The following is a 23,434-nucleotide window of genomic DNA, read 5'->3' as shown; positions in this document are numbered from 1 at the left end:
TTTCCAGGGTGAGGCGATGGGGTCGTCCTCGACCCCCATTTCCAGGGTGAGGCGATGGGGTCGTCCTCGACCCCGTTGTGATTGGCCTCACCCGCAAATCCTCGATCCGACGCGGCCGGACGGTTCACGGTGCGTCTGGCGCCTCGGTTTAGATGCTGTGCGCATCCGCGAGGAGGTCTTCCCAGCCGTCGGGCGGATCCCCGGCGTTCAGGCGCTGCGCGAACACCGCATAGGGGTCGCTGCGCGAGCCCGCTTTCCGCAAGGTGTTTTCGTCGTTGACCCAGGCATAGACGATGATGCGGCTCGCACTGTCGAAGCGAAAGAAGAGCCGGAATCGCTGCAGGAACTTTGCCCGTCGCCAGTGTCTATGCTGCGGCCCGAGCGTGTTGCCGAGCGCGTAGGCATGTGCGTTCGGATCGCGCGGAATCTCGTCGGCGATGAGTTGACGAATGCGGGTCAGGAGCTTGGCTTTCGGATGCGCCGCGTAGCCGCCCGGGTCCGCCTCTGCCAGGCGCTCGACCTCCGCGGCGAGGGGAGCAAGGCTCGCTACGAAGGCGCGTGCCTGGTAGAGCCTCCATCCGTTGCGCTCGGAGAAATGGCGTCCGGGCGGCGTCACAGCGTGACGTCATCCGGGATGACGTCATCATCGGATACCGTCACGTCCCGGGTCAGGGCCTCCAGTTGCGCGAGCGCATCCTCGGTGAACGGCCGCAGCCGCTCGGGATGCGCCGTCATGTCCCGCTCCAGGAAGGCGAGGTAGGCCGACACGACGGGGTCGCGGTCCACCGTCTCGGCCTCCTCCGGCGTCTGCGCGTCGGGGTCGAGGGTGACGAGCATCGTTCCCGGACCGATGACGTGTGCCCGGATCTTCGCCCTCTGCCGAAACTCCGGATGTGCCTTGAACAACGCCTTATCGAGCCGCAGCGCCTCGGAGCGTCCGGTCGTCGTGATCGACCCTTTGAACTCGACTCGCCTCATCTCCGCCTCCGGTCTCGTGATACGTGAAAATATACGTGCGTCACGTCCGAGCGACAAGGACCGACTCGGCGGACGGACTTGAGCTGCGCTCAGCGGGGCGGCATCCGCAGCGCCCCGTCCAGGCGGATCGTCTCGCCGTTGAGCATCGGGTTCTCGCAGATGTGCCGGACGAGGTCGGCATATTCCGACGGGCGGCCGAGCCGGGGCGGGAACGGCACGCTCTGGCCGAGCGCGTCCTGCACCTCCTGCGGCATCCCCGCCATCATGGGCGTCTCGAAGATCCCCGGCGCGATGGTGACGACCCGGATGCCGTGCCGGGCCAACTCCCGGGCGATCGGCAGGGTCATCGCGACGACGCCGCCCTTCGAGGCCGCATAGGCCGCCTGTCCGATCTGGCCGTCGAACGCCGCGACCGAGGCGGTGTTGACGATGACGCCGCGGGCGCCTTCCGCGTCGGGCGCCTCCTGGGCGATCGCCGCAGAGGCCAGCCGGATCATGTTGAATGTGCCGACCAGGTTGACCGTCACCGCCCGGGCGAAGCTGTCCAGCCGGTGCGGGCCGTCGCGGCCGACCACCTTCTCGCCCGGTGCGATCCCCGCGCAGTTGATGAGCCCGTGCAGGTGCCCGAACGCGTCCAGCGCCGCCTGGACCGCCGCCTGCCCGTCCGCCTCGCTGGTGACGTCGGTGGCCGCGAAGCGCGCCCGCGCGCCTAGCTCCGCCGCCACCCCGGCCCCGGCCTCCCGGGCGATGTCCGCCACCACGACGCTGGCGCCGGCCGCGACGAGGCTGCGCGCCACGGCGGCGCCGAGCCCTGAGCCGGCACCGGTGACGATGTAGACGCGATCCTTGATCATCCTGGCTCCCCCGGGTGTGTCGGAGGCCCGGCGTAGCGCGGGATCGTGAAGTCCGGAAGGCCGGCCCGACGACGTCGCCCCGGACCAGCTTCACCATTGACGTGTGAATAATTCCCACATATTTAGATGAAGGTCATCGGGTGTCAGAGCGCGGTTCTCTACTCTGTTTTTGCGCGCATGATCGAAAGTAACGAAGTGTTTCTGCGGCCTTAAGACGAAAAATTTGGCCGAAGACTAGGTCTCGATACGATCCAATATGTCCCCCGTGCCCGGGCCCTCCCGCGGGCGGCCGATCCCTCATGCCTGCTCAGGACCACCATGTACGCGCCACGGATCGGGACACGGATCGAGTCATGGATCGAGACCTCCGCCCGGCAGTGGCGGCACGGGCGAATCGTCCGCAATCGTCTGGCCGAGCGCGGCCCGGCCCTGCAGGCGGCACTCCGCAAAGCCACTCCCGAGAGCGTGCTGCTGGTCGGGAACTCGCATGCCGAGTTCCTCGGGCATCCGGATTTCGGTGGCCGGCCCAGCATCAATCTCGGCCTCGGCGGCAGCACCGCGGCCGATTGCGCGACGTACCTCGCGGGCCTCCGGGCCCCGGCCCGCTGCGCGGCCGCAATCCTGATCATCGGCACCAATGACATCATGCGCTGGCGGCATCCGGAGCGGGTGGGTACGGAGCGCCGGTTCGAGGCTGCGGTCCGGCGCATCCTGCGGGTTCTGGACGCCTGGGCGGCCCAGGTCTTCGTCGCGTCCGTCCCGCCGATCGGCGCCTGGACGACCGGCCGGGACCCCGCCGCAGTCGCAGCCTTCTCGGACCGCCTCGAAGGCCTCTGCCGGGCCGGCGGCCACAGCTTCTTCGACCCGTTCGCGGGCTTGCGCGACGGCGGTCCGGGATGCGCCTGCACGGGTCTCGCCTGCACGGGTCTCGCCCGCACGGGCCTCGACCCGGACGGCGTACACCTGGCGGACTACATCCGGCTGGCCGCCGAGGTGATCCGCCTGGTCGCGCTCGACCCGGCCCCGCCCGCGCCCCGGAAGCGCGCCGCGGTCCCGGCGGGCAGCCTGCGCGGGCTCCACGCCGCGGCCTGGGGCCTGCGCCCATGACGCTGCGCGCCGATCCTCGACCGGATCACCCCCGCTCGGCTACGGCGAGACCGCGTTCTCAGGCGCGGCGGCGCGACCCGGATCCGCCGGTGCGGCAATCGGGCATCCCAGGCCGATCACCCGAGCCAGAAAATCCAGCGCCGCGCGGATCACGGGCGAGCGCGTGAGGTCGGGATAGGTCGCAAGCCAGACATCCCGGTTCGGCGGTTCCGGCTGGGCCGGCAGGCGGGCCAGGACCCCGTCGGCATCGCCCAGGAAACGGGGCAGGACGACGGCGCCCAGGCCGGCCCGGGCCGCCTCCTGCTGGCCGAACAGGTCGCTGGCCTGGAATACGATCGGACGGCTCCCCAGCAGGGTCCGCAGCCAGATCTGCTGGGGAACGTGGTCCAGCGCGGAATCGTAGCCGATGAAGGTCCAATCCGCCGGCGGCCGCGCGGCCTGGTCCGGGCTTGCGTAGAGGGCGAACCGCATCACCCCGATGCGGCGGATCAGGAGATCCGGGTCGTCGGGGCGGGTCAGACGCACGGCGATCTCCGCCTCTCCGCGGTCGAGGGCGGCGATCCGGGCGGCACCGGACAGGACCAGGGTGATGCCGGGATGCGCCCGGTGGAAACGCGCGACCTGCGGGGCGATGAGGCGGGCTGCCACGGCCGGCGGAGCGCTGATCCGGACCGTGGCGACCGGTGCCGCCGCGTAGCCAAGGGCGCGGCGCTCGATCGCCTGTACGGTTCGGACGATCTCCGCCGCCAGGGCCGCGATGGCGGTCCCCTCCGGAGTCAGCGCGACCCGGCGCGGCAGGCGCTCCACCAGCCGCAGCGCCAGGGCGTCCTCCAGGGACGCGACCCGCCGGCCGATCGTCGCGTGATCGACCCCGAGGTCCCGCGCCGCAGCCGAGAGCGAGCCGGTCCGGGCGAGCACCGCGAAGTGGTGGAGATCCTGCCAATCGATCATCGGTGAAGTTTCGCACGAGGCCCGTGAAGAGACACCGAATTCTCCCACAGACTAAAACGCGGTTCTCTGTCGGGACAGGAGGTTGATCATGACGACAGTGATGACGATGACCCGGCCCGGCGCGCCGGATGTCCTGACGGCGGCCGAGATCGACATCGGTGAACCCGGTGCAGGCGAAGTCCGCATCCGGCAATCCGTGATCGGCGTGAACTTCGTCGACATCTACTTCCGGACCGGCCTCTATCCGGTCGCCGCCTATCCGGCGGTGCTCGGTTTCGAGGCGGCCGGGACGGTGGAGGCCGTCGGCCCGGGGGTCGTGTCGGCGAGCCCTGGCGACCGGGTCGCCTATCACGGCGCCCCGATGGGCGCCTATGCCGAGGCGCGTATCCTACCGGCGGAACGCCTCGTGCTGCTGCCCGCCACCCTCCCCGACCGTCTGATGGGCGGCACGATGCTGCGCGGCCTGACCGCCCACATGCTGCTGCACAAGGTCCGGGCGGTCGGGCCCGGCGACTGGATCCTGGTCCACGCCGCCGCGGGCGGGCTCGGCCAGATCGTCACCCGCTGGGCGAAGCGCCTCGGCGCGCATGTCATCGGCACGGTCGGTTCCGAGGGCAAGCGCGCGCCGGCCCTGGAGGCCGGTGCGGACGCGGTGCTCCTGCACGGCGCGGATAACTGGGCCGAGCGGGCGCGGTCCCTGGCGGATGGGCAGGGCGTGCATCTGGCGATCGACGGCATCGGCGGCGGCATGCTGGCACGGACCTTCGCGGCGGTCCGGCCGTTCGGGACCGTGGCGAGCCTCGGCCAGCCGGCCGGGCCGATCCCGCCTGTCCGCGTCGAGACGCTGGGAGGCGGGCGGTCGGTCGCGTTGATGCGACCGAGCGTGATGGCCTACGCCAACGATCCGGACCTGTATCGCCGCGGCGCCGCGGACCTGATCGCCGCCCTGGAGGTCGGCCTGATCAACCCGATCGGAGCCGCCTACGACCTCCGGGACGCCGCCCGCGCGCATGCCGCCCTGGAGGGCGGCCTGACCACGGGCAGCGTCATCCTTACGGTTTAGAGCCTTCCGCCCCGCTTCGACCGAGGGCTGCGGATCCGTCGGAAACCCGGTTTTCCGCGTGTCGATCGACAGCCCGCGTGCGGCGTCGCGCTGCCCGAATCGCGGGACGGGTGTATGGGACGGTGCACGATTCGACGCTCGGAGCGGATCGTCCCGCGCGGTCGCGCCAGGGGCGCGCCAGGAGTGACAGGGCCGGAATGCCGTCCGTCGACACGCCCGTTCCTGTGGGCACCTTCGCGCTCCTGCTTGTCGCCTTCGCGGTGAAGCACCTCGCGGCGGATTTCTTCCTCCAGACCAACTGGATGGCCCATGGCAAGGACCGGGCCTCGGCTTGGGCTTGGCCGCTCTGCGCCCATACCGGCCTGCACGGTTTCGGGACGCTGCTGATCGCCCTGGCGGTCGAGCCGGGCCTGTGGTGGCTGGCGCTCGTGGATTTCGCGATCCACACGGGGATCGACCGGGGCAAGGCGCTGATCGGCCAGCGGACCCGCTTCCCGGCTTCGGACGCACGGTTCTGGTGGCTGATCGGGGTCGATCAGTTCCTCCACCAGGTCACCCATATCGGTCTCGCCGCCGTGTTGGCCGCGGCCTAGCGCATCGTGCCGGATATCGGCACCGGCACGATGCGCGAGGTCTTCGCTTCGCATCGTCTCTTTCCGAAAGGCGGCGGCCACCTTTCGGGACGATGCTCCAATCCTCAGGTCAGCTCGGCCTCGAGCAGCAGGTTGGTGTCGGCGACCTTGCCGGCGAGCTCCAGGATCAGGAAGCGCTGGAGCGCGAGGGCGAGGTCGGGGCGCTCGCGCTCCATCCGAGCCAGCGCGGCCCGGTCGACGCCGATCACCCGGCAGGGGCTCTCGGCGAGGGCGGTGGCGGTGCGCCGCCCGCCCTTCACCAGTCCGATCTCGCCGATCACCGTGCCGGCCGTCGTGGTGCGCAGGCGGAGGTTGGGCCGGCCGGACACCTCCATCTCGATGGACACGACGCCCTGCTCGAGGAAGTACAGGGTGTCGGCCGCCTCGCCCTGGCGGAGCAGCGCCTCGCCGGCCGCCAGGGTGCGGACGCTGAGATACGGCGCGAAATCGGCCTGCGCGAGACTGCAACCGAGACGGTCGGCCATGTGCTCGGCAAAGAGCGCGACGGCCCCCTCCCCGGCTGAGCCGGTCTCGGTGAGCAGCAGCGTCTCGGCCTCGCGCAGGGCCTCGTCCAGGGTGTGGCGCGTCCGCAGCCGCAGACCGGCGAGACCGCCGCGCTCGATCTGCCTGAGCGCCGCGGCCCCCAGATGGACCAGCAGCACGTCGAAGCCGCGCTGCTCGGCGAGCTGCCCGATCTTGCGGAACGCGATCAGGGCCGAGCTGTCGAGCCCGACGCAATCGCGGAAGTCCAGGATCAGGGTGCGCAGGGTGCCGGGCTCCGCGGCGGCCCGGCGATAGATCGTCTGGGCGTTGAGGAAGAACAGGTAGCCCTGCAGCGCGTAGATCCGCGTCCGGTCCCCGGATTCGCGCAGCAGCTCGGCGGTGTCGGGCGCGCGGATGATGCTGCTGCGCCGCTCCGAACCGGACAGCGACCGGCGTACCGCCGGGATCTGGCCGTACTGGACCGCGAAGATCAGGATCGCCAGCACGACGCCGACCAAAAAGCCCGTGGTGGCGCCGAACAGGGCCGCCGCCGCGCACACCGCCAGGGCGATGCCGGTCTCCCACACCGGGAAGGTCCGGCAGGCCAGCGCGAGGTTGATAAGCAGCCCGAGGCCGATGGCGATCAGGGCGCCGCCGGCCAGCGGGCGGGGCAGCAGCGCCAGCGGGCTCGCGCCGAACACCAGCAGCGCTGCCATCACGGCGAGCGTGAGCCACCAGCCGAGCCAGTGGCTGCCGCCGATATTGTGCAGCAGCAGCGTCGAGGTCCGGCCGAAACCCATGGCGGGGCTGCCGAACAGGCTGCCGACCAGGTTGGCCGCCCCCGACGCGACGAACATCCGGTCGATGTTGAGATCGCGCCGCATCTCCAATTCGACGCTGATGACGTAGAGGATCTGGATGATGATCGCGACGATGATCTCGGTGGCGATCCGGGGCAGGATCGGCAGGAGCAGGGCGGGGTCGAGGGCCTGGAGCGCCATCGCGGCCGGGGCCTGCAGCATCGATCCCGTCGGCAGCGCCTCGATCAGCCATCCGGCCGCCTGCGCGGCGGCCGTGTCGATGCCCTGCACGGCAAGGCCGAGATGCACGCCGACGAGGCTGACCAGGATGACCGTCGGGTAGGTGCCCCAATGCCTGATGCGCCGGGGCAGGTAGAAGGCGCAGAAGCCGATGACGAAGGTCAGGACGATGCGTCCGAGCACCCCGGGATCGAGGAGGCTCGGGTCGAGGGCCGCCGGCTCGAGCAGGTTCAGCATCGCCGCGGCGGGATCGTCGAGATGCGCGCCGATCTGCAGGCCGCTCTTCAGGAACAGCAGGCCGACGCCGCCGAGGAAGCCGGTCAGGACCGGGTAGGGCAGGAGCTGCGCCAGCAGCGAGGCGCGCAGCGTGCCGAGCAGGGCGAAGACGAGGCCGGTGGCGAAGGTCGAGACGCCGCAGGCGACCAGCACGATCCGGCCGACCGTGGCGGGATCGGTGATGCCGCTGTCGCGGAGTTCCCCGGCCACCGCGGCGGCGATCGCCGCCTGCACGATCGCGGCCGCCCCGATGAAGGACAGCGACACCACCACGGTTCGCCGCAGCGCGACGAAGACGAGGCTGCCCAGCACGTAGGCCGCCAGCATCGCCGACATCCCGGCGACGCGGCTCTCCGCGAGCGGGCCGGAAAAGATCAGCTGCGAGAAGCTGATCAGGTCGAGCAGCAGGACCATGGTGGCGACTGCGGCGGCCGCGATCGTGCGCGCCGTGCGCACCAGCGCCTCGCGTCCCTCGGTCGGCCGCCCACTGCCGGCGGAGGCCATATCGGTGGTTGTCATCGGTACGGTTTCCACATTCCGAAGATGTGTTCCCGGCCGGAGCAGCAGATCCCCGGCCGCCGCATGCACAGGCAGCGCGGACGTGCGGGAATCAGGCTTGGCCGCAGCTTTCTAACCCGATGGCAGCCCGGGGCTTAAATTATCGTACCGGCAGCAAGGGGCGGGCGACGGTGTTGTTCAAGTTTCAACCGAATCCGCTGCGGCTCGAACCCTGCGGGAATGCGGTTTCGGCTGGGCATCCGGAGCTATCCCTCTGCCGGGCCTGGCGATTCGGGAGACGGATTCCTCTCCCCGGCGTCATGCTCTAAGCCGGCTGCAAACAGGAACCGCCGATGCCCGCCTCGACCCGCCTGCCCCGTCCCGTGCGCGCCGCGCTCCTGCTTGCCGGCCTCGCGGGGGCCGCGCAGGCCGAGGATGCGCCGTCGATCGCCTGGCCCGAGCCCGGCGGCCGGGCGACGATCAGCCGGGCCTTCAACGGATCCCCGATCACGGTCGGGGTCTCGTCCCGCACCGGCGGCGCGATCGACAGCCTGACCTGGGGCGGCACGCAGTTCATCAACGCCCACGATCACGGCCGCGAACTGCAATCGGCCTCGTCCTACGACGGCTACGGCGAGTGCCTGAACCCCACCGAGGCCGGCAGCGACTCCGATGGTACGGGTCCGCGCAGCACGACCCTGCTGACGGAGCTGAAACGCGGACCGGACACGCTCCAGACGCGATCGCAGATGGCCTACTGGATCGAGCCGGGCCGCGTCACCGGCAGCTGCCCGAAGGGACCCGGCCCCCATGCCGGACCCCGGTCCGACGACGTCCTGGCCAAGACCGTCACCCTGGGCGCCGCGGGCGTGGCCAACGCCATCGCGTACCGCGCCACCTACATCACCGCGCAACCCCACGAATCGGCGACCTTCGAGGCGGCGACCGCCTACATGCCGCCGGACTTCACGGCCTTCTGGAACCTCGACTCGGCGACCGGTCAGTCCGCGCCGCTCTCGGCCGGGCCGGGCGAGCAGGGCGTGCCGGTGATCCTGGCCACCCCCGACGGCTCCCGGGCGATGGGCGTCTACAGCCCCGCCCTCCCCCCAGCCGACCGTTCCGAATGCCGGTTATGGCCGGTTCAACTTCGCGACCCTGCCGGGCCCGGGCAACGCCACCGTGAAGTGGAACTGCGTCTTCCGGGAGAACAACGTCCCCGCGGGGGCGCACAGCTACACCTGCTACGTGGTGGTCGGCACCCTGCAGGACGTCCGCGCGGGCCTCGTCGCCCTGCGGGCGGCCCTGACCGGCGGGCAGGCGGCTCCCTCCCCGCCAACCCGGCCCCGGCACCCTGGCAGCCGCTGCTCCGCCGGCGGCGCGGGCGCCGGGCGTGGCGCTCTATGTCGGGACGCAGCCGGGCTGCAATGCCGGCGAAGTGACGATCGACCCCGGTTACAAGGGGTGCACCACGGCTCCGATCGGCGCGACCCTGACGCAGCCATCCTCGGCCGCCGACGCGCCGGTCTACGCCGGCACCACGGCCGGGCTCGATTCCGGCCTGGTCACCAACAACCCGCGCCATCTCGACGCCGGCACGCGGCCGATCGGATACCTGGCGGCCACCGGTGCGAGCGGGACGCCGCTCTATGTCGGGCTGCAGGGCGGCTGCAACGCAGGCGTGGTCTCCACAAACCCGGCCCATCTCAATTGCCGCGGCGCTCCGCTGGGGATCGCCGTGCGGTGAGGCCGGCCGAACGCGCCGCTCCGGATTCGGGACGGTGCTGGGGTATCGTCCTGAAGGCGAACCCGCGCCTGTCGGGACGCGGTGCTCAGCCCTTCTTGATCAGCGGCACCGGCTCAGCCGGCGGCTTGGTCGCGCAGGCGGCGACGCTGGCAGCCAGCACGGCCAGGACCAGAACGCGCGTGAGAGGATTCTTTGCGAAACAACGTGCAGTGGACACGAGGCAATCTCCGATTTGCGGCATGGCGGAGGCTAATGCCGCGCCCGGCTTCGGAAAGTGCAGGAATGTCACGCCTGCGATGTTTCGCGATATCTTGTAATACCTAAAAAGTAAAACGCAGGCAATATAGCTGATAAGTAAAACGTATTTCACTAATCGTAGGCGTATGAACTGCTTTATTGTGAGCTGATCTGAAATAAACGCAGCATATGTCCCGGTTTTCATCACACGCTGCGGGCACCGCAGCGCGCTCAAAAAACGTCACCCGCACCGTCATCACCAGAGGAGCGCAGTGACCCGGGCCAGCACGACACGGCCAACCGCCGCGCCACGCTGTGTTGCTTCGCGACGCGCGCGATGACGGGATGGCTACCGGACAGGCGCCTCGGAGTCGGTCTCAGCGCACCTCGCTGACGCGCTTGGTCGCCTTCTTCTCCTGCTTGTAGGCGGTGATCGCCGCCGAGCAGCCGGGCGACAGGTTCTTCATGTTCGCCTTGAAGCAGGCCTCGACCTCCGGGCCGCCGGGCGCGTAGGCGCTGCAATAATCCATGTAGTCGCCGGTGCAGTGCTGCTTGAGCGCCTCGCGGGCCGGGGATTGCTCGGCCAGCGCCGCGGCCGGGCCGAGGCAGAGACCGAGGGTCAGGAGGACCGCCTTGGTCGAAGTCATGGATGTCCTTGTCGCTGTGCGATGATCGCGCGATCGAGCCGCGCGGTGATAGCCGCGGCACCTGAGCGTCAAGGATGGCGTGACTTTGGCGCGGATGTGCCGAACCTGCGCCATCCCCCGTTCTTTCCATCGTCATTGTGCGACGATGTCGGGGAAAATCCTGTCTTCTGAAGGTGATGGGCCCTCTTCCGGTGCCGGCACGGCCATGCGGCAGGGCGTCGCCGGGCCTGCCGGGCTGCGCGTCCCGAACGCTGCCGGAGGGCGACAGGCCCTCCGGAAACCCTGATGTCTTGCCCGCCATCCGGCCGATGGCGCGGGCATCCCGGGTGCGGCGAGCCGGGCCGGAATACCGTCTCAGTGCGCGCCGACCCGGCGGGCGGGCACGAGGTCGTTGGCGATGATCTCGCCGAACGGTCCGTCGTTGCGGGCATTGCCCGCCGGCCGGCCCGTGGTGGCGCGCAGCGGCAGCTTCGGGAAGACCAGCTCGGCGAAGCGGTAGGCCTCCTCAAGATGCGGGTAGCCCGAGAGGATGAAGCGGTCGATCCCGAGATCGATGTATTCCTTCATCCGGTCGGCGACCTGATCGGCCGAGCCGACCAGCGCCGTTCCGGCGCCGCCGCGCACCAGCCCGACCCCGGCCCAGAGGTTGGGCGAGACCACGAGCTTTTCGCGGGAGCCGCCGTGGAGCGCCATCATGCGGCTCTGGCCGACCGAATCCTGCCGCTTGAGGGTCTCCTGCGCCTTGGCGATGGTGGCGTCGTCGAGCTTCGAGATCAGCTTCTCCGCGGCGTCCCAGGCCTCGGCCTCGGTCTCCCGGGCAATCACGTGCAGGCGGATGCCGTAGGAGAATTCCTTGCCCTTGGCCTCCGCGGCCTGCCGGGCGGCGGCGATCTTCTCCGCGACCTGGGCCGGGGGCTCGCCCCAGGTGAGGTACACGTCGCAATGCTCGGCCGCGACCTCCATGCCGGCGGGGGAGGAGCCGCCGAAATAGAGCGGTGGGTAGGGCTTCTGCACGGGCGGGAAGATTACTCGTCCGTTCTCGGTGCGCAGGTGCTGGCCCTGGAAGGTCACGGTCTCGCCCGAGAGCAGGCCGCGCCAGATCGTCAGGAACTCGTCGGTGACGGCGTAGCGCGCGTCGTGGGACAGGAACACGCCGTCGCCGGCCAGCTCCACCGGATCGCCGCCGGTGACGACGTTGATCAGGAGGCGCCCGTCCGAGATCCGGTCGAGGGTCGCGGTCATGCGGGCGGCCGCGGACGGCTCCATCAGGCCCGGCCGCACCGCCACCAGGAAGCGCAGACGCTTGGTCAGCGGCGCCAGCGCCGAGGCGATGATCCAGGAATCCTCGCAGGAGCGTCCGGTGGGCAGCAGCACGCCGTAATAGCCGAGTTCGTCGGCGCCCTGGGCGATCTGCCGAAGGTAGCTGATCGAGACGTCGCGAGCCCCTTCCTGGGCGCCGAGATAGCGCCCGTCGCCGTGGGTCGGCAGGAACCAGAGGACGTCGGCGCGCCCGTCATTCGTCGCGGTCATCGGGGTCTCCATTGCGGCTATGGGCCGGATGCGGAAAAGCCGGATCCGACTTTTCGCATCCGGCGATCACCAAGAGCTAGGGCAGGCCGCCGCTTCAAGGAAACGGCGACCCGGCGTCAGACGTTCGGCTCGGCGCCGAGCAGATGATCGAGAATACGCCCTTCGAGACGCGCCAGATCCGGATCCCCACGCCGACGCGGGCGCGGCACGTCGACCCGCAGGTCGAGGGCGATGCGGCCGGCCTCGACCACCAGGATGCGGTCGGCCAGCGCCACCGCCTCGGAGACGTCGTGGGTGACCAGCAGGGCGGTGAAGCCCTGGGCCAGCCAGATCCGCTCGATCAGGTCCTGCATGCCGATGCGGGTGAGCGCGTCGAGGGCGCCGAGCGGCTCGTCCAGGGCCAGCAGGCCCGGCCGGCCGACCAGTGCCCGGGCCAGCGCGACGCGCTGGCGCTGGCCGCCCGACAGGGTCGCGGGCCAGTGCCCCGCCTTCTCGGCGAGGCCAACCTCGGCCAGGGCCGCGAGCGCCTTGTCCCGGCGCTCGGCCCGGGAGCCCTGGCCCGACAGGCCGACCGTGACGTTGTCGACCACGCGGGCCCAGGGCAGCAGCCGCGGCTCCTGGAACATGATGCGCTTGGGCGGATCGCTCCGGCGCGGGCCGGTCTCGGGGCCCTCCAGCACGATCCGGCCGCCCGTTGGCGCCTCGAGCCCCAGGATCAGCCGCAGCAGGGTGCTCTTGCCGCAGCCGGAGCGCCCGACCACGGCGGTGAACCCGCCGGCCGGCAGGTAGAGGTCGAGCCCCTCGATGACGGCATGGCCGTCGAAACTCTTTCTGAGATCGCGGGCGGTTACGGCGATGCCGCGGCCGGCGGCCGGCGCCGGCTGATGGGGCGGCGGCAGCGAGCCCGCGTCGGCGCTCCGGGTCTCGGGGACGGGATCGGCCGGAGCCTCTCGGCGAAGGGCGTCGAGCAGCATCAGGCGCTCCTGTAGGCGGGGTTCCAGGCGAGGCAGGCACGCTCGAGCTGGCGCGTCAGCGCGTCCGCGAGCTTGCCCAGGGCGGCGTAGATCAGGATCGCCAGCACCACGACGTCGACCAGCATGAACTCACGCGCCTGCATGGCCATGTAGCCAAGCCCCGAGGAGGCGGAGATCGTCTCGGCGACGATCAACGTCAACCACATGATGCCGAGCGCGTAGCGCAGGCCGACGAAGATCGACGGCAGGGCGCCGGGTAGCACCACCTTGGTGAACAGCTCCGTGCGCGACATGCCGTAGACGCGGCCCATCTCCACCAGCGCCGGGTCCACCGAGCGGATCCCGTGCAGGGTGTTGGCGTAGATCGGGAAGAACACGCCGAGCGCCACCAGGAACAGCTTGGCCTCCTCGCCGATGCCGAACCACAGGATCACCAGCGGGATCAGCGACAGGTGGGGCACGTTGCGCACCATCTGGACGGAGGTGTCGGTCAGCTGCTCCGACACGCGGGAGAGGCCGTTGGCCAACCCGAGGGCGAAGCCGATGCCGCCGCCCACAACGAAGCCCGAGAGGGCCCGCAGGGTGCTGACCCAAAGGTTGGTCCAAAGTTCGCCGGTGCGCCCGGCCTCCCAGCCGGCCCGGACCACGTCCAGGGGGGCCGGCATGAACCGGTTCGAGACGAGGCCGGCCGACACCGCAGCCTGCCAGCCCAGCAGGATCGCGATCGGCAGGAGCCACGGCAGCGCCGTGTCGCGCAGGCGTGCGAGGGGGGTGGGGCGCATCATCGGCTCTCCGCCCGGCGTTCGGGCTGTGTCCAGACCGCGTCGGCCACGCGGATCGGCTTCGGCAGCAGGCCGAGGCCGTGGAAGGCGTCCGCCACCCGCTGCTGGTCGGCGATCGCAGCGGCGTCCAGGGGGGCGGCCCCGTAGGATTGGCGTTCGAGGGCGATCTTGAGGACCGGCGCCGGGATGCCGACGGAGGGCGCGAGTTCCGCCGCCACGGTCTCGGCGTGGCCCGCCGCCCAGGTGTCGATCGCCCCGATCGCCGTCAGCACGGCCGCGATGATCTCCGGGCTGGCTTCCGTGAAGCCGCGACGCGAGAGATAGAACTCGCGGTTGGGTGCGATCCCCCGCCCGTCCGCTAGCACGCGGGCGCCGGTGGCGCGCTCGGCGGCGGCGAGATAGGGATCCCAGATCGCCCAGGCATCCACGGCGCCGCGCACGAAGGCGGCGTTGGCATCCGCTGGCGCCAGGAAGGCGAACTTCACCGCGTCGTAGGGCAGGCCGGCCTGCTCCAGCGCCCGCACCACCAGGAAGTGAACGTTCGAGCCCTTGTTGAGCGCCAGCGTCCGGCCGCGCAGGTCGGCGACGCTGCGCACCGGGCTGTCCCTGGGCACGAGGATCGCCTCGCCCCGCGGGGCCGGCGGCTCGGTCGCCACGTAGCGGAAGTCCGGGCTTGCCGCCTGCGCGAAGATCGGCGGCGCCTCGCCGGCCGTGCCGAAATCGATCGCCCCGGCATTCAGGGCCTCCATCAGGGGCGGGCCGGACGGGAATTCCGACCACGTCACCGCGTAGCCCAGCGGCTTCAGCGCCGTCTCGAGGGTGCCGCGGGCCTTCAGCAGCACGAGCGACCCGTATTTCTGGTAGCCGACCCGGACGGTGCCGCCTGCGGCCCGGGCAGGCCGCAGGACGCCGGTCGCCGCCAGGCCGAGGCCCACGGACAGGAGCTTTCGGCGGTGCGGGGCAAGCCCGGACCCGGCTATGCGGAAGGTTCGGTCGGTCATGAGATCTCAGCCGTTGCGGGCGGGCGGTGTCCAGACCGCGTCGGTGATGCGGATCGGTTGGGGAATCAGCTTGAGGGCGTGGAAACGGTCGGCGACGGCCTGCTGCTCGGCAGTGACGCGCGCCGTCATCGGGCCGATCACGTAATCGTTGCGATCCACCGCCCGGCGGGTGGCCGGCAGCGGCACGCCGGTGCCCTGCGACAGGAGCGCCGCGACCGCGCCGCGGTTCTCCCGGCACCAGGCGGCGACCTCGCTCAGCGCGTCGATCGCCGCGACCAGCACCGGGCCGTGTGCTTCCGCAAAGGCACGGCTCGCCAGGAAGAAATTGTTCTGTGGCGTGATCTCGGTGGCGAAGGCCAGCACGCGCACGCCCTCCCCCGCCTCGGCGATGGCGAGATAAGGATCCCAGATCACCCAGGCGTCGACGCTGCCGCGGGCGAAGGCTGCCGCCGCGTCGGCTGGTGCCAGCAGCACCGGCTCGATATCGGCGTAGCTGAGACCCGCTTTCTCCAGAGCCGCCACCGTAAGGTTGTGTGCGCTCGTTGCCTTGCCGAAGGCGACGCGCCTTCCCTTGAGATCCGCGAGGCTCCGCAAGGTCGAACCCTTGGGCAGCAGGATCCCGGCCCCGGAGCCGCCGGCTTCCTGGGCGGCTACGTAGACGAGGCTGGAGCGCGCCGCCTGGGCGAAGATTGGCGGTGCGTCGCCGGTTTGGCCGAAATCGATCCCGTCGAGGGACAGAGCCTCGACCAAGGGCGGCCCGAGCGAGAACTCCACCCAGCGCACCGTATGACCCAGGGCCGCAAGGCGTCGCTCGATGATCCCTTGCTGCTTGGCCACCACCAGGATGCCGTTCTTCTGGTAGCCGATGCGCAGCACGCCGGGCTCGGCCGCCCGCGCGCCGCGCAGGGCCGGGACGGCCGCAAGGGATGCGGCCAGGAAGGTGCGTCGGTCGAGCATCGCGCGGCTCATTCGGCGGCGGCGAGTTCGGCGGGCCGGTCGCCGCCGCAGCCCGGTGCAGCAGAAGGGCGGCGAGCTGGGCGCCAGCCTCGGCGGCGCGGGCCCGCACGCCAGCGTCGGTCAGGACACCGTCGCTGAAATCCGCATCGGACGCGTAGACCGCAGTCGGGATCTGCAGCGCGCCGAAGAAGCCGAAGAGCGGCCGGAAAGCGTGCTCGACCACCAGGGCGTGGCGCGTCCCGCCACCTGTGGCCACGATGGCCACAGGCTTGCCGGCCAGCGCGGTCGGATCGACCAGGTCGAACAGGTGCTTGAACAGGCCGGTATAGGCACCCTTGTAGACCGGCGAGCCGACGACGAGCCCATCAGCCTCCTCGATCGCATCGAGCACGCGGCGGGCCGGCAGCGGCAGCTGGTCGCGCGTCCAGGCCGCTCCCAACCCGGAGCCGGCATCGACGAAGTCGAAGATCCGCCCGTCGAAGGCTGCCTGGGCGCAGGCCTCGTGCAGCACGGCGTCAACCAGCGTGCGGGTCTTGGACGGACGCTGAACATTCGCGCTCAGCCCGACGAGTCTCGGTCGTGTCATTGCAGTAGCCTTGCGATAAGACCGGGCCGCCCTGCGCGATGGCGAATGGCGGCGGCGCAACCGGATATCCGAATAGAGCAGTAGAATTGCTGACTGCGCTGTGCGACGTCAATGAAACGGGTTTTCTAATTCATCTGGAATAGAAAAACGTTCTGCTCGAAAAAGGCGGTTCAGAGCGCGATTTCATCTCGCGATCCGGGTGCGGTACAGGCCCCCGCTCGGCAGGAGAAAAAATTTGATTTTGGCGCGCAATCAGTCTCGCCGTTCTGACGGATGGAGAGGAAAAGCGTTCGGATCGACGTATCGGGAGAAGGATCGTCTTGCGGGGATGATTGTGTCGCCGGGCGGTGGCCACAACCCTTCGCAAGGGCATCGGTTCGTACAATTCGGGCCGGCCGGGTGAAGCCGCGTGGATACACAGGCTCCGAAACAGGCGTCCCGGTTCGGATCCGGGGGCGAACGAAAAAGGGCCAGCCGTGGCGGCTGACCCTGCATCGTTCGACGATCCTCATGCGTCGCGCGCGTCGCCGGTTAGGCGGTGCGCGCGCTCGGGATTACTCCGCTGCGGTCATCTCGGCGGTGAAGTGACCGCACCAGTCGTTGGTGGCCACGACCGGCCACAGGCCCTTGGACTCGGGTGCGGGCTGGCTCACCGGCGGGTTGAAGCGGCACAGGCCGGCATCGCCCTGGGCGCTCGCACCGTTGCCCTTGTGCTCATCGAAGAACTTGCAGCTCTCGCAGTTCGCGCTGGCCATGTCTCGATTCTCCCGTGTCGGTTCGGCTGCCTGCCGTTCTCTCTTGCGAATTAGAACAGCTACAATCTGCTGGTCAACCGATCGCCGGACGGGCGGTTCCCGCGAGGGCCGCAGCTTTCTGAATTCATGGAAGCTTCAGCGTCGGCCGCAGGACGACCCGGCCGCTGAAATGCGATCGGCGCGCGCGGAGATTCCGCGCGCGCCGATTCTGGCGATTCTTCCGCCCGCGCACCCACCAAGGTGGGCGCGCGGGACGTGCAGTCAGAGGCTTCCCGGGCCCTTGGCCAAGCCGCCCAGCGTGAACAGGTCGACCGAGAGCTTCGCGCCGATGACGAAGGCATTGGGGATCGGCTTCGGGCGGAGCGGGAAGCGGGTCTGGTCCGGGCCGATCACGTATTGCAGGTTCGGCATCAGCCGGACCGCCGGGGTGAGCTGGATCCCGTAGCTGAGTTCCAGGATGGTCTGCAGGGTGTCGACGTTGCGGCTGCTGAGCCCGTACGAGGCCCGCGCGGCCCGGATGTTGGCCGTGCCCAGGGGCGACAGCTTCTCCATGGCGAACACGAACCCGAGCGTGTCGTAGGGCCGGCCCGGGAAGGTGCCGGTCAGCACGGCGCCGCCCTCAAGGAAGAAGTCCTGGAACTGCCGTCCGCCGGTGCCGCCGAGCGCGACCCCGAACACCGACAGGCCCTGGACGCCGTTCGGGTCCGGACGCCACACCATCTGGTCGAAGCGGGCATAGACCGCCGACCGGCCGAACCGGGTCAGCGGATCGAGATCGCTGAAGGCCCGAAGCCGTCCGCGCACGTCGTAGACCGGATCCTTGTAGTCGGACTGATCGAAGACCACGCCGATGCTGTAGTTGCGCGGCAGTGGATCGTTGCCGAAGTTGGTCGAGTAGCCGGCCTCCACCGGGATCAGGACGCCGGTGGCGCCCCGGGTCGACCAGTCGATGCCGTTCTGGTTGGCCTGCTGATCGCGGGGATTCACCTCGTAGACGCCGGCATGGATGAACACCTTATCGGTGACCCAGGCCTTGGCATGGGCGCCCCAGGTGGCGATCGGCCAATACGTGAAGTTCGTCAGCTTGAAGATCGATTTCGGCGCGCCGCAGGTTGCGTTATTCTGGAAGTTGCAATACAACGGAGAACCGAGGAAGTTTGGATTGGCCAGAAGACGGCCGACCTCGATATCGAGACGGTTGTCGAACAGCTTCTGCTCGTAGGAGATCGACGAGAGGTGTGCCGTCTGGCCGCCACCGTAGATTTCCTGCACGCTTCCGTCGAAGCCGATACGATCCTGCGCGAGGCTGCGCCCGTGGCGCTGCGTCACGATCGTATGGAACGAGCCGCCGTCGATCCCGGCGAGTCGGCTGAGGTCCGCGTCAAGGCCGAACACGACCTGGCCGGCATAGGCCGATCCCTGGCGGATGCCGCCGGACGGGTTCGCGGCGAACTCGCCTGTATAGTTCAGGACCATGCTGATCCCGTGGCCGAGATAGAGGGTCCCCGGCGGCAGGCCAGGCGGTGGCGCTGCTGCCCTGCACGTCGATCGAGGCCGCCGCGCTGCTCGGGCCGGCCGCACTTCGTGACTCGCGGATCGTCCGACGCCGCGCGCGATTCGCCCGGTACTTGGCCTTGGCCGACGGAGTTGCCCTCGGGCCAGGATTGACCAGGGACGGCCCCCCGTCCGGGGCGTCTGCCATTTGAGCTTCAGCTGAGCTGATGCCCGCAGAGAATGTGGTGGCGCAAAGTGCGAGCGCCGCCCATCGCGTGTGCTTTCCCATGAGATAACTCCCCCTAAGACGCGCGGCCCTGATTGGCTCTGTCGCGTTGGTGTTCCGCCGGGATCCCTCCGGTCAGTCCGTGAAGGTCTCCACGGAGCGGCGCTCGCCGCGCAGGAATGCGTCGGCGACGTGGATCAGCGGGTTCAGGTCGACGTCGCTCGTGCCGGATCGGACGAGGGCGGCGAATCGGTCGTAGAGGCCGCGATACTCGGCCTCCGGTGGCAGCGGCTGCGGACTGCCGTCGATCGTGAGGACGCCGCCGCCCTGAGACAGCACCAGCAGGCCGTCCTCGGTGTCGACGCGGATGTCCCAGGTCTGCGGGCCGGTCTGGCGCCAGTCGAACACCGCCTGGATCGGGGTGCCGGCGGCGTCGGTGAAGTGCAGGTCGGCGGCGATCGGCGCCTGCCGGTTCTCCGGGACCGAGAGGGTCGCGCCGGTGAGGAAGAAAGGCGGCAGGATGTGGGTCGCGATCGACAGGGCGTTGATGCCCGGATCGAATACGCCCATGCCGCCGGCTTGCCAGATCCAGGCCTGGTTCGGATGCCAGTGCCGGACATCCTCCATCCAGGCGATCGCCACCGACCGGATCCGGCGGCCGGACAGCCATTGGCGCGCGGGCTCGACCCCGGGGGCGTAGCGGGAGTGCCAGCTGGCGAACAGGGTGACGCCCCGCGACCGCGCGGCCTCGACCAGGATCCCGACCTCCGCGAGCGTCGCCCCCGGGGGCTTTTCCAGGAACACGTGCCGGCCGGCCTCGATCGCCGCAAGGGCGGCGGCGAACCGGACCTGCGGCGGCTGGCAGAGGGCGACCGCGTCGAGGTCGCCCTCTGCCGCCAGCATCTCCGCGAGCGTGCGGTAGTTCGGCACCCCCTCGAAGCGGCCTTCGCGGCTCGCCACGGCCGACAGGGTGTAGTCCGGCGAGGCGCCGATGACCGGCAGATGCTGGTCGCGGGCGATCTTGCCGACGCCGACCAGACCGATGCGGATGGTCCCGTTCGAAGCCGACATCTCACAGGACCTTCACGGACAGATCGCGGGTGGGCGCGACCGCCAGGGGGTTGCGCAGCGGTAGGGTGAACGGGGCGGCTTCGATCTCGAACACGTCCCCGGGCCGCGCCGTGACGCCGTCGCTGAACGACAGGGTCGCGGTGCCGAAGAAGTGGACGTGCAGGTCGCCGGGGCGGAGGAACGGCGCGTATTTGAAGTGGTGCCGCTCCAGGTTCTCGATTGAGTGGGACATGTTCGCCTCACCCGAGAGAAACGGCTTCTCCCACAGCACGGCGCCGTCGCGCAGGATACGGCTGGAGCCGCGCACGTCCGCGGGCAGCGCCCCCAGCCACAGCTCCGGGCCGAGCGCCGCCGGACGGAGCTTCGAGTGGGCGAGCCACAGGTAGTTGCCGCGCTCGGTGACGTGATCGGAGAACTCGTTCGCCAGCGCGAAGCCGAGGCGCACGGGCGTGCCGTCCGCGTCGATCAGGTAGATGCCGGCGATCTCGGGCTCCTCGCCGCCGTCGAGGGCGAAGGCCGGCGACACGAGCGGCTCGCCGGTGCCGACGATCGCGGCGCCATCGCCCTTGTAGAACCACTCGGGCTGGACCCCGGTCTCGCCCGGGGCGGGCTTGCCGCCTTCGACGCCCATCCGGAACATCCGCATCGAATCGGTCGGGGCCGGATCGGCCGCGGCGGCCCGGTGCATCTTGTCCCGCCCCTCCGCCGAGCCGAGATGCGTCAGCCCGGTGCCGCTCAGGAGCAGGTGCGCGGGGTCCGTGTGGTTGATCGGCGGCAGCAGCCGCACGGCGTCGAGATCCACCGCGTCGCCGAACCCGAGTCGGGTCGCCGTCTCGACCAGGCTGTCCCCCGCCGCGAGCGCGCGCCGGGCCAGCTCCAGGACGCTGTCCACGCCGACCACGGACCGCGCCTGGCCGTCCTGCAGCACCGCCACACCCCGTCGCCCGTCCGAGACGCGGAATTGTAGGAGTGATTGCCCCATCTCGTGCTCTCCCAAGGCCAGTCTTGACCGCGCCGGCTCGAAATCGAAGTGTGCCGCTGTCAGCGCTCGAAGGCCGAGCTGATGGTGCCGTCGACCCTCCGGGTCAGATGCCAGGGATTGTCCGGACGCAGGGGCTGCGGCAGCAGCGCGTCGGGCAGGTCCTGGTAGCAGACCGGTCGCAGGAAGCGCTCGATGGCCAGGGTGCCGACCGAGGTGGTCCGCCCGTCGGAGGTGGCCGGGAACGGGCCGCCATGGACCATCGCGGGGGCGACCTCGACCCCGGTGGGCCAGCCGTTCGCCAGGATGCGGCCGACCTTGCGGGCCAGCGCCGGGACCAGGCCGGCGGCGATGTGCTCGTCCGCGCGATCGAGATGCAGCGTCGCGGTGAGCTGGCCCGGCAGCGCGGCGATGATGCGATGGACCTCTTCGAGATCCGCGGCCGCCACCAGGATCGCCGCGGGGCCGAACATCTCGTCGGCAAGGCTGGGATCCGCCAGGAACCGCGCCCCATCGGTGCGCAGCAGGGCGGCGGGTGCGCCGCCCGGCCCGGCGCTCGCGCCGCGCGCCGCCACCGTGACCCTGGGCGGCCCGCCATCTCGGCGACGCCGTGCTCGAAGCGAGCGCGGATGTCGGCGGTCAGCATCGCGTGCGGCGCGCTCTCGCGAATCGCTGTCGCGGCGGCCTCCGCGAAGGCCTCCAGGTCGGAGCCCGCGATCCCGATCAGGAGGCCCGGATTGGTGCAGAACTGCCCGGCCCCCATGGTCACCGACTGGACGAAGCCGGCCGCCAGGGCCGCGCCCCGTGCCCGCAGGGCGCCGGGCAGCAGCAGGACCGGGTTGACCGCGCTCATCTCGGCATAGACCGGGATCGGCTCGGGGCGTCCCGCCGCCACCCGCATCAGAGCGAGCCCGCCGCCACGCGAACCGGTGAAGCCGACCGCCTTGATGCGCGCATCGGCGACCAGCGCCGTCCCCAGGGCGTTCGAGGGCCCCGGCAGATAGGAGAACACGCCCGGATGCAGGTCGCTGGCGGCCACTGCCGCACGCACCGCACGGGCGACCAGCTCGCCGGTTCCGGGATGGGCCGGGTGGCCCTTGACCACCACCGGGCAGCCGGCCGCCAGGGCGGAGGCCGTGTCGCCCCCTGCGACCGAGAACGCGAGCGGGAAGTTGCTGGCGCCGAACACCGCCACCGGTCCCAGGGCGACGTGACGGCGGCGCAGGTCGGGCCGCGGCAAGGGCAGGCGCTTCGGCTGGGCCGGATCGATCGTGGCCTGGACCCAGTCGCCCGCGCGGACGACATTCGCGAACAGGCGCAGCTGGCCGATGGTGCGGGCACGCTCGCCCTCGAGCCGCGCCCGCGGCAGACCGGTCTCGGCCATGGCCCGCGCGATCAGGGCTTCGCCGAGATCGCCCACGGCCTCAGCCACGGCGTCCAGGAAGCCGGCACGCACCGCGGGGGTCGATTCGGAAAAGCTCGGGAACGCCGCATCCGCCAGCGCGCAGGCTGCCTCGACCTCGGCCGTGCCGGCGGCCGAAAAGGCGGGCTCCAGAGCCGCGCCGCTTGCAGCGTCGGCAGCCCGGAACGTATCGGTGGTGGTCGCATCCTCGGCGCCGATCAGGATCGTGCCGCGAAGTTCCGCGTTCATCGTCAGCTCTTTACTCATACAAATAACTTAGAGCAGTTGTGCAGTGGCTGCAAGTGTCGCAGCACTATGGTGCTTGTGGGTGCGGGCGCTTGCACTCCTACAACTTCCGGGTACGATCACGGCGATCCTGCCCCGTCCTGGCGGCTTCGGACTGGAGGTGGCAGTTGAGGGGGGATCCAGGCTACGAGGACATCAAGCTGCCGCTGGCCTCGGGCTCGCGCAGGATCCACGGTTCGGTGGCGCGCGATCTGGGCATCGCGATCCTGGCCGGCCGGTACGCGCCCGGGGACGTGCTGCCCGGCGAGATCGAGTTCTCGGAGCAGCTGAAGGTCTCGCGCACCGCCTATCGCGAGGCGATTCGCATCCTGAGCGCCAAGGGGCTGGTGGAGAGCCGGCCGCGCACCGGTACCCGCGTGACCCAGCGCAGCCGCTGGAACCTCCTCGACCCGGACATCCTTGCCTGGGCGTTCGAGGCCGAGCCGAGCGAAACGTTCATCCGGGACCTGTTCGAGCTGCGCATGATCGTCGAGCCGGCGGCGGCGGCCCTGGCAGCCGAGCGGCGTTCAGCCCTCGACATCTCCCGGATGGGGCACGCCCTGGAGGAGATGGGACGCTACGGCCTCGCCACCGAGCTCGGGCGGGCCGCCGACCAGGCGTTCCACAACACGATCTTGGAGGCAGCCCGCAACGGACCCTTGATGGCGCTGTCGAGTTCGATAGCCGCTGCAGTAACTTGGACGACGATCTTCAAGCAGCGTCGCAGCGCCCTGCCCCGGGACCCCATGCCGGATCACCGGATCCTGTACGAGGCGATCGTGGCCGGCGACGTCGAGGCGGCGCGGGCGGCGATGACCGAACTGGTCCGCCTCGCCCTGACCGACACCGAGTTGTCCCTGACGGCGTGAACCCCGCGGCCGC

Annotated in this window: 22 protein-coding genes and 2 pseudogenes; 7 read left to right on the top strand and 17 right to left on the bottom strand. The window is 70.3% G+C overall.

All coding sequences use genetic code 11. The features are described 5' to 3' along the window. Positions 1 to 148: 148 nt before the first annotated feature. From FVA80_RS06440 to FVA80_RS06430, 3 genes are all read right to left on the bottom strand, one after another. Positions 149 to 616 (bottom strand): type II toxin-antitoxin system YhaV family toxin, encoded by a 468-nt coding sequence (locus tag FVA80_RS06440; RefSeq protein WP_147909429.1) that lies wholly within the window; start codon positions 614 to 616, stop codon positions 149 to 151. Further along, positions 613 to 978 (bottom strand): type II toxin-antitoxin system PrlF family antitoxin, encoded by a 366-nt coding sequence (locus FVA80_RS06435; RefSeq protein WP_147909430.1) that lies wholly within the window; start codon positions 976 to 978, stop codon positions 613 to 615. Before FVA80_RS06435 ends, FVA80_RS06440 begins: the two co-directional genes overlap by 4 nt. Before the next feature lie 89 nt (positions 979 to 1,067). Continuing rightward, a complete protein-coding gene (locus tag FVA80_RS06430) occupies positions 1,068 to 1,832 on the bottom strand; it encodes a 3-hydroxyacyl-CoA dehydrogenase (protein WP_147941011.1) in 765 nt (254 codons plus the stop codon). 318 nt (positions 1,833 to 2,150) lie between these two features. On the opposite strand from FVA80_RS06430, the gene FVA80_RS06425 reads away from it, so the two are divergent. Next, complete coding sequence (locus tag FVA80_RS06425) at positions 2,151 to 2,939, top strand: GDSL-type esterase/lipase family protein (protein WP_147910695.1); 789 nt, start codon at positions 2,151 to 2,153, stop codon at positions 2,937 to 2,939. 39 nt (positions 2,940 to 2,978) lie between these two features. On the opposite strand, the gene FVA80_RS06420 is transcribed toward FVA80_RS06425, so the two are convergent. Then, positions 2,979 to 3,890, bottom strand: a complete 912-nt coding sequence (locus FVA80_RS06420) for a LysR family transcriptional regulator (protein ID WP_147910696.1) — start codon at positions 3,888 to 3,890, stop codon at positions 2,979 to 2,981. Between the two features lie 88 nt (positions 3,891 to 3,978). Here FVA80_RS06420 and FVA80_RS06415 point away from each other — a divergent pair, with 88 nt between their 5' ends. After that, a complete protein-coding gene (locus FVA80_RS06415) occupies positions 3,979 to 4,953 on the top strand; it encodes a quinone oxidoreductase (protein WP_147910697.1) in 975 nt (324 codons plus the stop codon). Positions 4,954 to 5,150: 197 nt separating this feature from the next. Then, positions 5,151 to 5,546 (top strand): DUF3307 domain-containing protein, encoded by a 396-nt coding sequence (locus FVA80_RS06410; RefSeq protein ID WP_147910698.1) that lies wholly within the window; start codon positions 5,151 to 5,153, stop codon positions 5,544 to 5,546. A 104-nt stretch (positions 5,547 to 5,650) separates the two neighbouring features. On the opposite strand, the gene FVA80_RS06405 is transcribed toward FVA80_RS06410, so the two are convergent. After that, positions 5,651 to 7,903 carry a cyclic nucleotide-binding domain-containing protein gene (locus tag FVA80_RS06405; RefSeq protein WP_147910699.1) on the bottom strand — a complete coding sequence of 751 codons (2,253 nt, stop codon included), beginning with the start codon at positions 7,901 to 7,903 and terminating at the stop codon, positions 5,651 to 5,653. 332 nt (positions 7,904 to 8,235) lie between these two features. Here FVA80_RS06405 and FVA80_RS06400 point away from each other — a divergent pair, with 332 nt between their 5' ends. Both FVA80_RS06400 and FVA80_RS06395 read left to right on the top strand, forming a co-directional pair. Continuing rightward, complete coding sequence (locus tag FVA80_RS06400) at positions 8,236 to 9,321, top strand: hypothetical protein (protein ID WP_147957796.1); 1,086 nt, start codon at positions 8,236 to 8,238, stop codon at positions 9,319 to 9,321. Beyond that, positions 9,318 to 9,626: a hypothetical protein gene (locus FVA80_RS06395; RefSeq protein ID WP_187193603.1), complete on the top strand. Its 309-nt coding sequence runs from the start codon at positions 9,318 to 9,320 to the stop codon at positions 9,624 to 9,626. Before FVA80_RS06400 ends, FVA80_RS06395 begins: the two co-directional genes overlap by 4 nt. An 85-nt stretch (positions 9,627 to 9,711) precedes the next feature. On the opposite strand, the gene FVA80_RS06390 is transcribed toward FVA80_RS06395, so the two are convergent. The 7 genes from FVA80_RS06390 to FVA80_RS06360 all read right to left on the bottom strand — a co-directional run bounded on the left by FVA80_RS06390 (position 9,712) and on the right by FVA80_RS06360 (position 15,754). After that, the gene (locus FVA80_RS06390) at positions 9,712 to 10,098 is read right to left on the bottom strand and encodes a hypothetical protein (protein WP_147910687.1); all 387 of its coding nucleotides are present in this window, start codon (positions 10,096 to 10,098) and stop codon (positions 9,712 to 9,714) included. 142 nt (positions 10,099 to 10,240) lie between these two features. Next, positions 10,241 to 10,510 (bottom strand): hypothetical protein, encoded by a 270-nt coding sequence (locus FVA80_RS06385; RefSeq protein ID WP_092043558.1) that lies wholly within the window; start codon positions 10,508 to 10,510, stop codon positions 10,241 to 10,243. 354 nt (positions 10,511 to 10,864) lie between these two features. Continuing rightward, a complete protein-coding gene (gene ssuD, locus FVA80_RS06380) occupies positions 10,865 to 12,040 on the bottom strand; it encodes an FMNH2-dependent alkanesulfonate monooxygenase (RefSeq protein ID WP_147910688.1) in 1,176 nt (391 codons plus the stop codon). 116 nt (positions 12,041 to 12,156) lie between these two features. Then, entirely contained in the window at positions 12,157 to 13,014 is an 858-nt protein-coding gene (locus tag FVA80_RS06375; protein WP_147910689.1) for an ATP-binding cassette domain-containing protein, read from the bottom strand. Next, entirely contained in the window at positions 13,014 to 13,796 is a 783-nt protein-coding gene (gene ssuC, locus FVA80_RS06370) for an aliphatic sulfonate ABC transporter permease SsuC (RefSeq protein WP_147910693.1), read from the bottom strand. Before ssuC ends, FVA80_RS06375 begins: the two co-directional genes overlap by 1 nt. Continuing rightward, positions 13,796 to 14,797, bottom strand: a complete 1,002-nt coding sequence (locus tag FVA80_RS06365) for a sulfonate ABC transporter substrate-binding protein (protein WP_147910690.1) — start codon at positions 14,795 to 14,797, stop codon at positions 13,796 to 13,798. Before FVA80_RS06365 ends, ssuC begins: the two co-directional genes overlap by 1 nt. A 6-nt stretch (positions 14,798 to 14,803) precedes the next feature. Then, entirely contained in the window at positions 14,804 to 15,754 is a 951-nt protein-coding gene (locus FVA80_RS06360; RefSeq protein ID WP_147910691.1) for an aliphatic sulfonate ABC transporter substrate-binding protein, read from the bottom strand. 55 nt (positions 15,755 to 15,809) lie between these two features. Between FVA80_RS06360 and FVA80_RS31835 the strand changes: the two genes are divergently transcribed. Next, on the top strand, positions 15,810 to 16,424 hold the full coding sequence (locus FVA80_RS31835) for a hypothetical protein (RefSeq protein ID WP_281408704.1): 615 nt from the start codon (positions 15,810 to 15,812) through the stop codon (positions 16,422 to 16,424). Positions 16,425 to 16,894: 470 nt separating this feature from the next. Here FVA80_RS31835 and FVA80_RS06350 read toward each other — a convergent pair whose 3' ends face one another. The 5 genes and pseudogenes from FVA80_RS06350 to FVA80_RS06330 form a co-directional block, all read right to left on the bottom strand. Next, positions 16,895 to 17,095, bottom strand: coding sequence for a hypothetical protein (locus FVA80_RS06350; RefSeq protein WP_007557999.1), 201 nt, complete (start codon positions 17,093 to 17,095; stop codon positions 16,895 to 16,897). A 261-nt stretch (positions 17,096 to 17,356) separates the two neighbouring features. Beyond that, positions 17,357 to 18,878, bottom strand: a pseudogene (locus FVA80_RS06345) (carbohydrate porin). A 72-nt stretch (positions 18,879 to 18,950) separates the two neighbouring features. Further along, the gene (locus tag FVA80_RS06340; RefSeq protein WP_147907277.1) at positions 18,951 to 19,886 is read right to left on the bottom strand and encodes a Gfo/Idh/MocA family oxidoreductase; all 936 of its coding nucleotides are present in this window, start codon (positions 19,884 to 19,886) and stop codon (positions 18,951 to 18,953) included. A 1-nt stretch (position 19,887) separates the two neighbouring features. Further along, the gene (gene araD1, locus FVA80_RS06335) at positions 19,888 to 20,868 is read right to left on the bottom strand and encodes an AraD1 family protein (RefSeq protein WP_147907276.1); all 981 of its coding nucleotides are present in this window, start codon (positions 20,866 to 20,868) and stop codon (positions 19,888 to 19,890) included. A gap of 59 nt (positions 20,869 to 20,927) precedes the next feature. Continuing rightward, positions 20,928 to 22,534 (bottom strand): annotated as a pseudogene (locus tag FVA80_RS06330) (aldehyde dehydrogenase (NADP(+))). A gap of 146 nt (positions 22,535 to 22,680) precedes the next feature. On the opposite strand from FVA80_RS06330, the gene FVA80_RS06325 reads away from it, so the two are divergent. Further along, positions 22,681 to 23,421 (top strand): FadR/GntR family transcriptional regulator, encoded by a 741-nt coding sequence (locus FVA80_RS06325; RefSeq protein WP_147907274.1) that lies wholly within the window; start codon positions 22,681 to 22,683, stop codon positions 23,419 to 23,421. Positions 23,422 to 23,434: the final 13 nt, after the last annotated feature.

It is taken from the genome of Methylobacterium sp. WL1 (genome assembly GCF_008000895.1).
Classification (GTDB): domain Bacteria; phylum Pseudomonadota; class Alphaproteobacteria; order Rhizobiales; family Beijerinckiaceae; genus Methylobacterium.
Note: the sequence above shows the minus strand (reverse complement) of the source record. Positions and strands in the feature narration are given on the sequence as shown.

Coding starts and splice junctions, on each gene's coding strand:
- FVA80_RS06420 (WP_147910696.1), bottom strand. CDS start 3,890: ATGATCGATTGGCAGGATCTCCACCACTTCGCGGTGCTCGCCCGGACC.
- FVA80_RS06425 (WP_147910695.1), top strand. CDS start 2,151: ATGTACGCGCCACGGATCGGGACACGGATCGAGTCATGGATCGAGACC.
- ssuD (WP_147910688.1), bottom strand. CDS start 12,040: ATGACCGCGACGAATGACGGGCGCGCCGACGTCCTCTGGTTCCTGCCG.
- FVA80_RS06415 (WP_147910697.1), top strand. CDS start 3,979: ATGACGACAGTGATGACGATGACCCGGCCCGGCGCGCCGGATGTCCTG.
- FVA80_RS06430 (WP_147941011.1), bottom strand. CDS start 1,832: ATGATCAAGGATCGCGTCTACATCGTCACCGGTGCCGGCTCAGGGCTC.
- ssuC (WP_147910693.1), bottom strand. CDS start 13,796: ATGCGCCCCACCCCCCTCGCACGCCTGCGCGACACGGCGCTGCCGTGG.
- FVA80_RS06350 (WP_007557999.1), bottom strand. CDS start 17,095: ATGGCCAGCGCGAACTGCGAGAGCTGCAAGTTCTTCGATGAGCACAAG.
- FVA80_RS06340 (WP_147907277.1), bottom strand. CDS start 19,886: ATGTCGGCTTCGAACGGGACCATCCGCATCGGTCTGGTCGGCGTCGGC.
- FVA80_RS06410 (WP_147910698.1), top strand. CDS start 5,151: ATGCCGTCCGTCGACACGCCCGTTCCTGTGGGCACCTTCGCGCTCCTG.
- araD1 (WP_147907276.1), bottom strand. CDS start 20,868: ATGGGGCAATCACTCCTACAATTCCGCGTCTCGGACGGGCGACGGGGT.
- FVA80_RS06360 (WP_147910691.1), bottom strand. CDS start 15,754: ATGCTCGACCGACGCACCTTCCTGGCCGCATCCCTTGCGGCCGTCCCG.
- FVA80_RS06405 (WP_147910699.1), bottom strand. CDS start 7,903: ATGACAACCACCGATATGGCCTCCGCCGGCAGTGGGCGGCCGACCGAG.
- FVA80_RS06400 (WP_147957796.1), top strand. CDS start 8,236: ATGCCCGCCTCGACCCGCCTGCCCCGTCCCGTGCGCGCCGCGCTCCTG.
- FVA80_RS06435 (WP_147909430.1), bottom strand. CDS start 978: ATGAGGCGAGTCGAGTTCAAAGGGTCGATCACGACGACCGGACGCTCC.
- FVA80_RS06385 (WP_092043558.1), bottom strand. CDS start 10,510: ATGACTTCGACCAAGGCGGTCCTCCTGACCCTCGGTCTCTGCCTCGGC.
- FVA80_RS06375 (WP_147910689.1), bottom strand. CDS start 13,014: ATGCTGCTCGACGCCCTTCGCCGAGAGGCTCCGGCCGATCCCGTCCCC.
- FVA80_RS06365 (WP_147910690.1), bottom strand. CDS start 14,797: ATGACCGACCGAACCTTCCGCATAGCCGGGTCCGGGCTTGCCCCGCAC.